This is a genomic window from Sphingosinithalassobacter tenebrarum (genome assembly GCF_011057975.1).
In the GTDB taxonomy this organism is placed as follows: domain Bacteria; phylum Pseudomonadota; class Alphaproteobacteria; order Sphingomonadales; family Sphingomonadaceae; genus Sphingomonas; species Sphingomonas tenebrarum.
On the sequence record NZ_CP049109.1, the window covers coordinates 533,885 to 546,822 of the forward strand.

Sequence of the window (12,938 nt, forward strand, 5' to 3'; positions counted from 1 at the left end):
GCGCACGCCTTATTTCTTGCCCGACAGCTTGTCCTTCAGCTCCGCCAGCGCGCCGAACGGCCCGGCCTCTTCCTCGCTCAGCACCCCGGCTTCCTTCAGTGCCTCTGCCGCGCCTTCGCTGCGCGGATAGGGATCGAGCGCGAGCGCCATCGTTTCGGCCGCCGCTTCGCCCAGATCGATTGCCGCGCCGGTGAAGAACATCGTGTCGCATTCGTCTTCGGACAATTCGATTTCCGCGTCGGGATCGCCGTCTTCGGGTGCGGGCAGGAAGCGCAGGTCGAACCGTTCCTCGATCGTGGCGGGCACCGGATCGCCGGTGACGACGCAGCGCTGGGCCAGGCTGGCGCGCAGATGGCCGCGCGCGGCGACGCCTTCGTCCTGGCGGCGGACCTGGAATTCGGCGGTGAGCCGATCGAGCGCGGCCAGCCCGAACCGTCGCGCCAGCGCGGCGCGCTCTTCGGGCGTCGCTTCGACGGTTTCGGTCGATTCGCCGGCGCCGATGCGATCGAGCCGGCAAGGCCGAGAAAATTCGGGGGTCGTCATTCGGGCAGGTCGCCTTTCGCCAGCACGTCCATCGGCGTCGCCGCCAGTCCGGCATGGAAGGCGAGCAGCGAATCGCGGACATGGGCAAGCGCGGCGTCGGCGGGCGCTTCGCCGCGATAGAGATTGCGGCGCAGCGCAGTATCGATATCGCCCGCGGCCAGCCCGTCGCGAAAGGCGCCGAGCCGCCCGCCGAGCATGCTCATCATCCGGCCGACATGTTTGCCGACCACCAGGTCGCCGATCCCGATCTGACGCAATTGCGGGTCCATATCGTCGACGAAGCGCTCGGCGAGCGCGGTGTTGAGCGCGGCCGATTCGGGCTGCGTTTCCAGCCGCAGCAGCACGAGCGACAGAATCGCGGCGATCATGTCGAACCGCCCGTCGATCGTATCGGGCACCGCGCCCGCTGCATACCAGTGCGGCTGGCGCCCGCGCGCGACGATCGCGGCATAGAGTTCGGCCGCCTCGCTGCGGTCGCGGCGCAGCAGCCGTTTCAGCAATGTCATTCCGTCCGGTTCCACTGTTGGAGGCGATTTGCGGGACATCGCGGCCCCGCCGGTTCCGGCCGCACCTTGTTTGACGCGGCGATGGCGCATATTGATGGCTTTGCGCCGCGATGCAATTGCGCGGCCGATGAATGTTGCTCACCCGGAGAATCGAATGTCGGTGTCTTTTCCGCGTTTCCCTGTCGTCCTGTTGGCGGTGGCCGCGCTCGCTTCGGCCTGTTCGCCGGTCCGGGGGCGGCAGGGCTATGTCGTCGATCCCGATCTGGTGAATGCGATTCAGCCGGGCGTGGATAATCGCGACTCGGTGATGCAGACGCTCGGCCATCCGACGCTGAGCGGCGAATTCACCAATGACACCTGGTATTATATCTCGCGCAAGACGCGGAACCTGGCGTTCAACAATCCGCAGCCCGAAAGCCAGTCGACGATCATCGTCCGCTTCGAGCCGGACGGCACGGTCCAGTCGATCAACCGCACCGACGAATCGCAGATCGCGTCGATCGAGCCCTATGGCAAGACGACACCGACGCTGGGCCGCAACGACGGTTTCTTCGAGGATCTGTTCGGCAATATCGGCACGGTCGGCGCGCCGGGCACCACCGGCGGCACCAGCGGACCCTAGTCCTTCGCCGCCGCGCGGCGTTAACCTAGCTTGCGAACAGATGAAGCGCGCGTTCCCGACGCGTTCAGCCTGAATCCTCCAATCAGCGTCTGTCGGCGGTCAGCCCCCTCCCGGGATGCAATGCCGACCATTGCTGAGGAGGAAATATGAACAGGTTTTTCGGTGCGGCACTGATCGCCGCAATCGCCATTCCGGCCGTTTCGGTGCCGAGCGTCGCGAGTGCCCAGGCGCGCGGCACGTATGAACGACATGACGATCGCCATGACCGCCGCGACTATCGCCAGGACCGTCGCGACGATCGGCGCGACGCCCGCCGCGATCGCCGGGAGGACCGGCGCGATGCCCGCTGGGATCGCCGCGACGATCGCCGCGACCGCGCCCATCGCTGGGCGGAGAATGACTGGCGGCATTATCGCAACGCCAACCGCGCCTATTTCGCGCGTGGCCACTGGAATGCGCCGTTCCGCTATACGCGCTTTCGCGCCGGCGTGCGGATCGCGCCCGCTTATTACGGCACGCGCTTCGTGATTGCCGATCCGTGGCGCTATCACCTGCCGCCGCTGCGCGCGGGCTATCTGCGCTATGTGCGCCATTATGACGATGTGCTGGTGATCGACATGCGTCGCGGCGTCGTCGTGCGGGTGTACAACAACTTCTACTGGTAAGCGCTTTCGTCGCGCGAAGGGCGGCGCCGCACCTAATCCCCCGGGTGCGGCGCCGTCATGCGTCTATTCGGCCGGAGTCAGCCGCATCAGCTTGCCGGCTGCGCCGCGTCGCCCGTCCTCGAGCAGCCAGATCGCGCCGTCGGGGCCTTCCGCGACATCGCGGATGCGCGTGTCCATGTCCCATTGCTCGATGCGCGGCGCGCTGGCCGGGTTCACTTCGACGCGGATCAGCGCTTTGCCCGAAAGCGCGCCGAGGAACAGGTCGTCCTTCCATTGCGGCCACAGCTTGCCCGAATAGACGATCAGTCCTGCGGGTGAGATGGACGGGTTCCACGAAGCGACCGGCGCGGTGAGATCGCGGCGGGTGTCGTGATCGGGGATCGTCTCGCCGCTATAGTGATCGCCGTTCGAAACCAGCGGCCAGCCGTAGTTGCGCCCCGCTTCGATCCGATTGACTTCGTCGCCGCCCCTGGGACCCATTTCGACTTCCCACAACGCGCCGCTGCTGTCGAAGGCGATGCCGAGCAGATTGCGGTGGCCATAGCTCCAGATGGCGGGGTGAAAGCCCTTTTCGGCGAGCGGATTGCCCGGGGCTGGTTCGCCGTCCGGCGTCAGGCGCAGCACCTTGCCCAGCGTCGATCGCGGATCCTGGGCGGGATCGAATTTCTGCCGATCGCCATTGGTGAAGAACAGATATTGCCCGTCGGGTGAAAAGGCGATGCGCCCCGAATAATGGCCGTCGCCCGAAACATAGGGGGTCGCCTGAAACAGCCGTTCGACATCGGCGAGGCGCGCACTGCCGCCTTCCTCGTCGAGTCTGCCGCGCGCGAGCACCACGCCCTTGCCGCCCGGCCCGGATTCGGAAAAGCTGAAATAGACGAGCCGGTTCGCCTCGAAATCGGGGTGGAGGACGACGTCCATCAGTCCGCCCTGCCCGTCATTGTCGACGGCGGGGATGTCCGTGACTTCGCTGCGGGTCTGTCCGTCGGACGAAAGCAGCCAGAGCGATCCGGCCTTTTCGGTGACGAGCATCCGCCCCCCGGGGAGGAAAGCCATCGCCCAGGGCGATTCGAAATCGGCGACGGTGGCGATCGTGAAGGGGCGTCCCGATTGCAGCATCGCCGCATCGGGCCCCGGCGTGGCGCCGCCTTGTCCCGGCGGCTGCGCCGAACAGGCGATCAGGGTAAAGGCGGTGGCGGCGATCAGGCCGGTGGCGGTGCGGCGCATCTGCGAATCTCCGATAATGGCTCCGTTACTTTCGCAACGCGTCGCGGGTCGGTGCGTTGCGCGGGCCGGCGACCCTAACCGGCATCGGCGGGAGCGGACCAGACGAAATCGATGCATGCGCACTTGCCCGGCGACGCGGCTTGGACTATATCGCTCCTGCTTTCTCGACATTGGTGACATTGCCGAGGTCGGGGCCCTTCGGGCTCCGGCGCCGAAGCCGCATATGTATTTCAGGAGCCCGGATGGCCGATATCGCCGCATTGACCGACATCATCGAACCCGAAGCGAAAGCGCTCGGGTTTGCGCTGGTGCGCGTCAAGATGTTCGGCGACAGCGATCCGACGCTGCAGGTGATGGCCGAGCGCCCCGATACGCGCCAGCTGACGATCGAGGATTGCGCCGATCTGTCGCGCCGCATTTCCGACCGGCTCGACGCTCTGGAAGAGGCGGGCAAGGATCCGATCGATTACGCCTATCGGCTCGAAGTCAGCTCGCCGGGGATCGACCGGCCGCTCACCCGGATCGCCGACTATGTCGACTGGACCGGGCATGAGGCGCGCATCACCCTCGCCGAAAAGAACGCCGATGGACGCAAGGCGTTCAAGGGCGACCTGGCGGGCGTCGACGGGCAGACGATCGTCATCGTCGATACGCAGGGCGTGCGCCACGAACTCGATTTCGCCGCGATCGACGACGCCAAGCTCGTCATGACCGATCGGCTGATCGCCGCCACCGTGCCGCTTTCGGCCGAAGGCGCCGAGGAATTTGAAGACAGCGAAGATGCGTCCGACGACGCACAGGTAGAAGGGTAAAGACCGATGGCCACTGCCATTTCCGCCAACAAGGCCGAGCTGCTCGCGATCGCCGATTCGGTGGCGAAGGAGAAGCTGATCGATCGCGCGATCGTGATCGAGGCGATGGAAGACGCCATCCAGCGCGCCGCCAAGAACCGCTATGGCGTCGAGAACGACATTCGCGCCAAGCTCGACCCGAACAGCGGCGACCTGCGCCTGTGGCGCGTCGTCGAAGTGGTCGAAGCGGTCGACGACTATTTCAAGCAGGTCGACCTCAAGGGCGCGCAGAAGCTTCAGAAGGACGCCAAGATCGGCGATTATATCGTCGATCCGCTGCCCCCGATCGAATTCGGCCGCATCCAGGCGCAGGCTTCGAAGCAGATCATCTTCCAGAAGGTCCGCGACGCCGAGCGCGAGCGCCAGTATGAGGAATTCAAGGACCGCGTCGGCGAGATCATCACCGGCGTCGTCAAGCGCGTCGAATTCGGCCATGTCGTGGTCGATCTCGGCCGTGCCGAAGGCGTGATCCGCCGCGACCAGCAGATCCCGCGCGAAGTCGTCCGCGTCGGCGATCGCGTCCGCTCGATCATCCTCAACGTCCGCCGCGAAAATCGCGGGCCGCAGATTTTCCTCTCCCGCGCGCATCCCGACTTCATGAAGAAGCTGTTCGCGCAGGAAGTGCCGGAAATCTACGACGGCATCATCGAGATCAAGGCGGCCGCCCGCGATCCGGGTTCGCGCGCCAAGATCGGCGTGATCAGCCATGACGGCTCGATCGATCCGGTCGGCGCCTGCGTCGGCATGAAGGGCAGTCGCGTCCAGGCGGTCGTCCAGGAAATGCAGGGCGAAAAGATCGACATCATCCCCTGGTCGCCCGACACCGCGACCTTCGTCGTCAATGCGCTGCAGCCGGCCAATGTCGCGCGCGTCGTGATCGACGAAGAGGATGACCGTATCGAAGTCGTGGTGCCCGACGATCAGCTCTCGCTCGCCATCGGTCGTCGCGGCCAGAATGTCCGCCTCGCCAGCCAGCTGACCGGCAAGGCGATCGACATCCTGACCGAAGCCGACGCCAGCGAGAAGCGCCAGAAGGAATTCGTCGCCAACAGCGAGATGTTCCAGAACGAACTCGACGTCGACGAAACGCTCGCGCAGCTGCTCGTTGCCGAAGGCTTCGGCGCGCTCGAGGAAGTCGCTTATGTCGAACTCGACGAACTGGCGACGATCGAAGGGTTTGACGAGGAACTGGCGCAGGAACTGCAGAGCCGCGCGCAGGAAGCGCTCGATCGCCGCGAGGAAGCCAATCGCGAGGAACGCCGTTCGCTCGGCGTCGAGGACGAGCTGGCGACGATGCCGTATCTGACCGAAGCGATGCTCGTCACGCTCGGCAAGGCGGGGATCAAGACGCTCGACGATCTCGCCGATCTCGCCACCGACGAACTGGTCCAGAAGAAGCGCGCCGAACCGCGCCGCCGCGGCAATGACAACGGCCCGGCCCGTTCGGAACGCGCCGAGGACAAGGGCGGCGTGCTCGGCGAATATGGCCTGAGCGACGAACAGGGTAACGAAATCATCATGGCCGCCCGCGCCCACTGGTTCGCGGACGAGGAAGAATCGGTTCCGGCCGAGGAAGCCGAAGCGGAAGCCGGCAGCGCCGGCGAGGAGGACGCTGTTGCGGACTCCGAACAATGATAGGCCCCGGCTAACCGACAGCGGCACTGCTTCCTCCCCTCCCGCTCGCGGGAGGGGATCGAGGGGTGGGCACCCGGTTCCCGCAGGCGGTGCGCTTGCCGATAAGGCGAGCCCACCCCCTGACCCCCTCCCGCAGGCGGGAGGGGGGAGTGTCCGCACCTGCGTCCTTTCACGTGAGGAATCGCCGCGCGAGGGGCTGATCCGGCTTGCGCTCTCGCCCGACGGCGAGGTGCTGCCCGATGTCCGCGCCAAGGCGCCGGGACGCGGGGCGTGGATCGGCGTGACGCGGGCCGAGCTTGAAACCGCGCAGGTGAAGGGCAAATTGAAGGGCGCGCTGTCGCGTGCGTTCAAGACCGGGGCGATCGTCATTCCCGACGATTTGCCCGAGCGAGTCGCGGCGGCGCTGCAACGCAACGCGCTCGATCGGCTGGGTCTGGAATCGCGCGCGGGGCATCTGCTGACGGGTTCGGAACGTATCGAAACCGCGGCCCGGCAGGGCAAGCTGCGCGCGCTCTACCACGCATCCGATGCAGGTGCCGACGGGTCGGGCAAGCTCGCCCAGGCATGGCGTGTCGGATCGGAACGCGAAGGATCGCGGCTCAGGGGATTGGCTTTGCCGGTGCCACGCACCATATTGTCCTTGGCCCTCGGCCGCGAAAATGTGGTACATGCCGGCCTGACCGACGCTCAGGCGGCACGGCGAGTGAGCGAAGCGCTCGATCGCTGGCTGCACTTTATCGGACCCGATCGCGTATCGGCGCCTTGCGAAACGCACTCGCAGGGCGCAACGGCATTGGCACCGTCCGACGCCGCAGAAGACGAGAAGAACGAAGGAAATAAGTAGCCGCATGGACGACACGACGGACAAGGAAAAGCCGAAACTGGGAGCGCGCCAACCGCTGGGTCTGAAGCGCACGGTCGAAACGGGCAAGGTGAAGCAGAGCTTCAGCCACGGCCGTTCGAACACCGTGGTCGTGGAAGTGAAGCGTCGCCGCGTCCTCGGCCGTCCGGGCGAGGAAAACGGGCAGCGCGAAGAAGCCGCGACGCCCGCGCCGGCGCCTGCTCCCGCGCCGGCCGCCAAGGCGCCCGCGCCGGCCCCCAAGCCCACGCCGACTCCCGCGCCGCGCCCGGCCGGAGACAATCTGCTCTCCCGTCAGGAGATGCAGGCGAAGCTGCTGCGCGAAGCCGAAGAGGCGCGCATGGCCGCGCTCGAGGAAGCGCGTCGTCGCGAGGAGCGCGAGAAGCAGGAGGCTTCCGAAGAGGAACGCCGCCGCGCCGAGGAAAACCGCAAGGCTGAGGAAGAGGCAGCCGCCAAGGCCGCCGAGGAAGCCAAGCAGGCTGAAGCCGAACCCAAGGCGAAGGCCAAGGAAGCGCCCAAGCAGGATGCGGCAGAGCCCGCCGCCGAAGCGCCCCAGGCGGAGGAAAAGCCCGCCGAGCAGGGCCCGCAGGTGCTGGCGCTCGATTCGAGCCGCCCCGCGCCGCGTCGCTTCACGCCGGTGCAGCGTCCCGAAATTCCCAAACCCAAGCCGAAGCCCGAGGCCAAGTCGGCGCCCGAACCGTCGGGCGGCGGCAATGCCGGCGGTGGTGGCGGCGGCAAGAGCGGCCCCGCGCCCAAGCGCAGCGATTCGGCGCCGGCGAACAAGCCGTCGCGCAGCGATCGCAGCCGCGATGACCGGCGCCAGTCGGGCAAGCTCACCGTCAATCGCGCGCTTGGCGGCGATGATGGGGCGCGTGCGCGCAGCCTCGCGGCGCTGAAGCGTGCCCGCGAAAAGGAAAAGCGCTCGCATTCGGGCGGTCCGCGCGAACCGCAGCAGAAGCAGGTCCGCGACGTCACCGTTCCCGAGGCGATCACGGTGCAGGAACTCGCCAACCGCATGGCCGAAAAGGGCGCGGATCTGGTGAAGGCGCTGTTCAAGATGGGCATGCCCGTCACGGTCAATCAGACGATCGATCAGGACACCGCCGAACTGCTCGTCACCGAATTCGGGCACAATATCGTGCGCGTTTCGGATGCCGATATCGACTTGCAGCTCGACACGAGCGAGGATCCCGAAGAGGCGCTCAAGCCGCGCCCGCCGGTGGTCACGATCATGGGGCATGTCGATCACGGCAAGACCAGCCTGCTCGATGCGCTGCGCGGTACCGATGTGACCGGCGGCGAGGCCGGCGGGATCACCCAGCATATCGGCGCCTATCAGGTCACGCTGAAGGACAAGTCGAAGATCACGTTCCTCGACACGCCGGGTCATGAGGCCTTCACCGAAATGCGCGCGCGCGGTGCCAATGTCACCGACATCGTCGTGCTGGTGGTGGCGGCCGATGACGGGCTGATGCCGCAGACGATCGAGGCGATCAATCACACCAAGGCGGCCGGCGTGCCGATGATCGTGGCGATCAACAAGGTCGACAAGCACGAGGCCAATCCGCAGCGCATCCGCGAACGCCTGCTCGAACATGACGTGCAGGTGGAAATGATGGGCGGCGAGGTTCAGGACGTCGAGGTTTCGGCGCTCAAGAAGACCGGGCTCGATGATCTGATCGACAAGATCCAGCTTCAGGCCGAACTGCTCGAACTCAAGGCCAATCCCGATCGCGACGGCGAAGGCACGGTGGTCGAGGCCAAGCTCGACAAGGGCCGCGGCCCGGTCGCGACGATCCTCGTCAATCGCGGCACGCTCAAGGTCGGCGACGTGTTCGTCGTCGGCGCCGAAAGCGGCAAGGTGCGCGCGCTGATCGACGACAAGGGGCGTCAGATCAAGGAAGCGGGTCCGTCGATGCCGGTCGAAGTGCTCGGCCTGTCGGGTGTGCCGATGTCGGGCGATCCGCTTCAGGTGGTCGAAAGCGAGGCGCGTGCGCGCGAAGTCGCCGAATACCGCCAGGGCGTGCTCCATCAGAAGCGCACGACGCAGGCGCCCGCCAGCCTCGAAAGCATGTTCTCCGCATTGAAGGAGAATCAGGCGATCGAATATCCGCTGGTGGTCAAGGGCGATACGCAGGGTACGGTGGAAGCGATCATCGGCAGCCTCAACAAGATCTCGACCGACGAGATCAAGGTGCGGATCCTGCATTCGGGCGTCGGCGGCATTACCGAAAGCGACGTGACGCTGGCCGGTGCCAGCGGCGCGCCGATCATCGGCTTCAATGTCCGTCCCAATGCCAAGGCGCGCGAAATCGCCGAACGGAACAAGGTGGCGCTCAAATATTACGACGTCATCTATGATCTGACCGACGAAATTCGCGCGGGCATGGCCGGCGAGCTGGGCCCCGAGGCCTTCGAAACGGTTGTCGGGCGTGCGGAGATCAAGGAAGTCTTCTCGGCGGGCAAGCACGGCAAGGCTGCCGGTCTGCTGGTCACCGAAGGCGCGATCCGCAAGGCGCTCAAGGCACGCATCACCCGCGACGACGTCATTATCTACAATGGCGAAATTGCGTCGCTGCGGCGCTTCAAGGACGATGTGCCGGAAGTCCGCGCGGGCCTCGAATGTGGTGTGACGTTCAGCCAGAACTTCACCGACATCAAGCCGGGCGACTATCTCGAAACCTTCGAAGTCGAGATGCGCGAACGGACGCTGTAGTTGGTGCAGCTGTTGTGGAAGCGCTTTCTACAACACCCGGCGATCTAGCAGTGTAGTTTTTCTGCTAAGCCTCCTTTTGACCGCAACTGCGGTTGAAAGGAGGTGAAGCCTATGGACACCAATGCTGTAGTAGTGGCGTTGGGCGGCGCGACATTCGTTGTCGCGTTGCTCGGGCTGGTGGTGAAGCTCATTGAGCTGAAACACAAGTAGCGTCTGCGGGCCTTCCGGCGCTGCAACGCCGGGAGGCCCAAAATGCATTGAGCCCGAGCGCTGCAACGCCCGGGCTCAGAAGGTGGAAGCTTGGACACTTCCGCTGTAGTGTCCTTCTCTATAAGCAAAAACTGCGAAAAATTCAATATGCGCCACAATGACAGCAACGAAGACCGTTCCGTCCGCACGCTGCGCGTCGGCGAACAGGTGCGCCATGTGCTGAGCGAAATCCTGCAGCGCGGCGACGTGCATGACGATGTGCTGGCCAGGCACATGGTCAGCATCACCGAAGTGCGCATGTCGCCCGATCTGCGGCACGCCACGGTGTTCGTAAAGCCTTTGCTCGGCAAGGACGAGGAAGCGGTGCTGAAAGCGCTGCGCACCAACACCGCCTATCTCCAGCGCGAAGTCGCACATCGCGTGAAGATGAAATATGCGGCCAAGCTCAAATTCCTGGCCGACGAAAGCTTCGAGGAAGCGAGCCATATCGACAAGCTGCTGCGCGATCCGAATGTGGCGCGCGATCTGGACGGCGACGCCGAAAGCTGATCGCATCGCCCGCCTGGCTTGCTAAGGAAGCGGCATGGCCAAGCTCTATTTCTACTATGCCAGCATGAACGCGGGGAAATCGACCACGCTGCTGCAGGCCGATTTCAATTATCGCGAGCGGGGCATGCGCACGATGCTGTTCACCGCCGCGATCGATGATCGCTCCGGCGCGGGCAGGATCGGATCGCGAATCGGGCTGGAGGCGGGCGCGACGCCGTTCGGCGCGGAAACCGATATCCACGCCATCGTTGCGCAGGCACATGCGGCCGATCCGCTTGCCTGCGTCTTTGTCGACGAGGCGCAGTTCCTCACCGCCGCGCAGGTCGATCAGCTTGCGGCGCTGTGCGACGAGCACGATGTGCCGGTCCTCGCCTATGGCCTGCGCACCGATTTCCAGGGCGCGCTGTTTCCCGGATCGGCGCGGCTGCTGGCGATCGCCGACGCGCTGGTCGAGATCAAGTCGGTCTGCGATTGCGGGCGCAAGGCGACGATGAACCTGCGCGTCGATGGCGAAGGCAATCCCATCGGTGAAGGCGAACAGACCGAAATCGGCGGCAACGAACGCTATGTTGCGATGTGCCGCCGCCATTTCCGCCAGGCGCTGCGCGGCGCGCGCGGCTCAGCCTAGGTTCAGGTCGCATCGCGTATAAGGTGCGACCATGGGACATATTGCCTCCACCCTATCGCTGATCTTCGCACTTTCGCTGGCCGCGCCCGCCGTGGCGCAGGATCGCGATACACGCGAACTCGGCGTCGAAACCTCCATCCCCTTTGCGGACAATAACGGTATCCGCAACTGGGAAGCCGGAGAGGTCGGCTCCAACGCGCTCTATGTGCAGGATAACCGGCGTCGCTGGTATCGCGTCGAGCTGGTCGGCCCCTGCATGAGCCACCATGGCAGCTTTCAGCTTGTCTATCAGACCGGGCCGATGGGCAGTTTCGATACGCGAACCCGCGTTGCATCGTCGGATTTTCCGGGCCAGTGGTGCAATGTCGTCAGCGTGAAGACCAGCGCGCCGCCGCCCGGCCATGACGACCGTCGCGGCGACGCCGAAGAAGGCCGGTCCGGCGAGGAGAAGCAATGATGCGCATTCTGTTGACCACCGCCGCGGCGCTGACCACCGCGATGGCGCTGCCCGCAGCGGCGCAGGAAGCGCTGCCCGGCGTCAGCGACGAAGAAACGACGATTTCCTTCGCCGCAGACGGCGGCATTCGCCAGATCGTGAAGGGGCATGGCGACGTGCTGTTCCTGCGCGATCGCACCGAGCGCTGGTACCGCGTCGAAACCAGCCACGGCTGTCTCGACCAGTATCGCGAATCGATGACCACGATCGTCGATACGGGCATCAACAATCGATTCGATCGCAATTCGATGCTGCGCATTCCACAGCTCGCCATCAGCTGTGGCGTGACCAGCATCCGCGCGAGCGAGGCGCCGCCGCAGGTCGATTCGGATTCGGTGGTGACGCTCGACTGAGTTTCGGGACGCCGCTTGGCCCCGCGTGTCGCGTCGGCTAGAGGCGCGCGCCATGCATGGCTGGATCATTCTCGACAAACCGCTGGGACTGGGCTCGACCCAGGGCGTGAGCGCGGTCAAACGCGCGCTCCGCGAAGCCGGCTACGGCCCGAAGAAGAAGGATATGCCCAAGGTGGGGCATGGCGGAACGCTCGACCCGCTGGCGACCGGGGTGCTGCCGGTCGCGATCGGCGAGGCGACCAAGCTGGCCGGGCGGATGCTCGACAGCGACAAGGTCTATGATTTCACGATCCGCTTCGGCGTCGAGACCGACACGCTCGACTGCGAGGGCAAGGAAATCGCCACCAGCGAAATGATCCCGACGCGCGATCAGGTGGCGGCGGTGCTGCCGCGCTTCACCGGACCGATCGAGCAGGTACCGCCCGCCTATTCCGCGCTTAAGGTCGATGGCGCGCGCGCCTATGATCTGGCGCGGGCGGGGGAGGAAGTGGTCCTCGAGACACGCAGCGTGACGGTGCATTCGCTCAAGATTCTCCCCGAGCTTGCCTCGGGGAGGGGGACCCGCGAAGCTGGTGGAGGGGCCGCCACGTCAGCGGCGGTTGCACCGCCGCCCCCTCCACCCCGCGACTGCGTCGCGCGGTCCCCCTCCCCGAGCGAACTCGGGGAGGAATGTCATGAAATCACGCTCACCGCCCATGTCTCCAAGGGGACGTATATCCGGTCGCTTGCACGGGACATCGCACGCGCGGTTGGATCGGTGGGGCATGTCACCTATCTACGGCGCACCAAGGCAGGGCCGTTCGGGCTGGAACAGGCGATTTCGCTGGACAAATTGGCCGATGCCGCTAAGGAGCGGCGCCTTGAAGAACTACTCCTGCCGTTGAGGGCGGGGCTGGACGACATCCCGGCTCTTTCCCTCACCCCCGATCAGGCAGGGCGGCTCCGTGCGGGGCAGCAAGTGATCGGGACCACCGCTGACGATGGACTGGTGTTTGCGATGCTGGACGATGTTCCGGTCGCACTTGCCGAGGTTCAGGCCGGGAATGTCCGGGTCGTCCGCGGGTTCAATCTGTAAGCC

15 protein-coding genes are annotated in these 12,938 nt (G+C 65.4%); 12 read left to right on the forward strand and 3 right to left on the reverse strand.

Going from position 1 to position 12,938, the window contains the following annotated elements; genetic code table 11:
* Window positions 1-9: 9 nt before the first annotated feature.
* A complete protein-coding gene (locus G5C33_RS02695) occupies window positions 10-543 on the reverse strand; it encodes a YceD family protein (RefSeq protein ID WP_165325802.1) in 534 nt (177 codons plus the stop codon).
* On the reverse strand, window positions 540-1,049 hold the full coding sequence (locus G5C33_RS02700; protein ID WP_165325803.1) for a ubiquinol-cytochrome C chaperone family protein: 510 nt from the start codon (window positions 1,047-1,049) through the stop codon (window positions 540-542). The genes G5C33_RS02695 and G5C33_RS02700 overlap by 4 nt, the downstream gene beginning before the upstream one ends.
* 154 nt (window positions 1,050-1,203) lie before the next feature.
* Between G5C33_RS02700 and G5C33_RS02705 the strand changes: the two genes are divergently transcribed.
* Window positions 1,204-1,671, forward strand: coding sequence for an outer membrane protein assembly factor BamE (locus G5C33_RS02705; protein WP_165325804.1), 468 nt, complete (start codon window positions 1,204-1,206; stop codon window positions 1,669-1,671).
* Between the two features lie 146 nt (window positions 1,672-1,817).
* Window positions 1,818-2,336: an RcnB family protein gene (locus G5C33_RS02710; protein ID WP_165325805.1), complete on the forward strand. Its 519-nt coding sequence runs from the start codon at window positions 1,818-1,820 to the stop codon at window positions 2,334-2,336.
* Between the two features lie 63 nt (window positions 2,337-2,399).
* On the opposite strand, the gene G5C33_RS02715 is transcribed toward G5C33_RS02710, so the two are convergent.
* Window positions 2,400-3,563 (reverse strand): PQQ-dependent sugar dehydrogenase, encoded by a 1,164-nt coding sequence (locus tag G5C33_RS02715; protein ID WP_165325806.1) that lies wholly within the window; start codon window positions 3,561-3,563, stop codon window positions 2,400-2,402.
* Window positions 3,564-3,805: 242 nt separating this feature from the next.
* Between G5C33_RS02715 and rimP the strand changes: the two genes are divergently transcribed.
* The 10 genes from rimP (at window position 3,806) to truB (ending at window position 12,935) form a co-directional block, all read left to right on the forward strand.
* Window positions 3,806-4,375: a ribosome maturation protein RimP gene (gene rimP, locus G5C33_RS02720; protein WP_165325807.1), complete on the forward strand. Its 570-nt coding sequence runs from the start codon at window positions 3,806-3,808 to the stop codon at window positions 4,373-4,375.
* A 6-nt stretch (window positions 4,376-4,381) separates the two neighbouring features.
* A complete protein-coding gene (gene nusA, locus G5C33_RS02725) occupies window positions 4,382-6,049 on the forward strand; it encodes a transcription termination factor NusA (protein ID WP_165325808.1) in 1,668 nt (555 codons plus the stop codon).
* Window positions 6,030-6,893, forward strand: a complete 864-nt coding sequence (locus G5C33_RS02730; protein WP_165325809.1) for a DUF448 domain-containing protein — start codon at window positions 6,030-6,032, stop codon at window positions 6,891-6,893. Before nusA ends, G5C33_RS02730 begins: the two co-directional genes overlap by 20 nt.
* 4 nt (window positions 6,894-6,897) lie before the next feature.
* Window positions 6,898-9,624 carry a translation initiation factor IF-2 gene (gene infB, locus G5C33_RS02735; RefSeq protein ID WP_165325810.1) on the forward strand — a complete coding sequence of 909 codons (2,727 nt, stop codon included), beginning with the start codon at window positions 6,898-6,900 and terminating at the stop codon, window positions 9,622-9,624.
* 111 nt (window positions 9,625-9,735) lie between these two features.
* A complete protein-coding gene (locus G5C33_RS19470) occupies window positions 9,736-9,834 on the forward strand; it encodes a putative holin-like toxin (protein ID WP_323126176.1) in 99 nt (32 codons plus the stop codon).
* 147 nt (window positions 9,835-9,981) lie between these two features.
* Window positions 9,982-10,383, forward strand: coding sequence for a 30S ribosome-binding factor RbfA (rbfA, locus tag G5C33_RS02740; RefSeq protein ID WP_165325811.1), 402 nt, complete (start codon window positions 9,982-9,984; stop codon window positions 10,381-10,383).
* A 34-nt stretch (window positions 10,384-10,417) separates the two neighbouring features.
* On the forward strand, window positions 10,418-11,011 hold the full coding sequence (locus G5C33_RS02745; RefSeq protein WP_165325812.1) for a thymidine kinase: 594 nt from the start codon (window positions 10,418-10,420) through the stop codon (window positions 11,009-11,011).
* 31 nt (window positions 11,012-11,042) lie between these two features.
* The gene (locus tag G5C33_RS02750; RefSeq protein ID WP_165325813.1) at window positions 11,043-11,468 is read left to right on the forward strand and encodes a hypothetical protein; all 426 of its coding nucleotides are present in this window, start codon (window positions 11,043-11,045) and stop codon (window positions 11,466-11,468) included.
* Window positions 11,465-11,860 carry a hypothetical protein gene (locus G5C33_RS02755; protein WP_165325814.1) on the forward strand — a complete coding sequence of 132 codons (396 nt, stop codon included), beginning with the start codon at window positions 11,465-11,467 and terminating at the stop codon, window positions 11,858-11,860. The genes G5C33_RS02750 and G5C33_RS02755 overlap by 4 nt, the downstream gene beginning before the upstream one ends.
* A 52-nt stretch (window positions 11,861-11,912) precedes the next feature.
* Window positions 11,913-12,935 (forward strand): tRNA pseudouridine(55) synthase TruB, encoded by a 1,023-nt coding sequence (gene truB / locus G5C33_RS02760; RefSeq protein WP_165325815.1) that lies wholly within the window; start codon window positions 11,913-11,915, stop codon window positions 12,933-12,935.
* The last annotated feature ends 3 nt before the right edge of the window (window positions 12,936-12,938 follow it).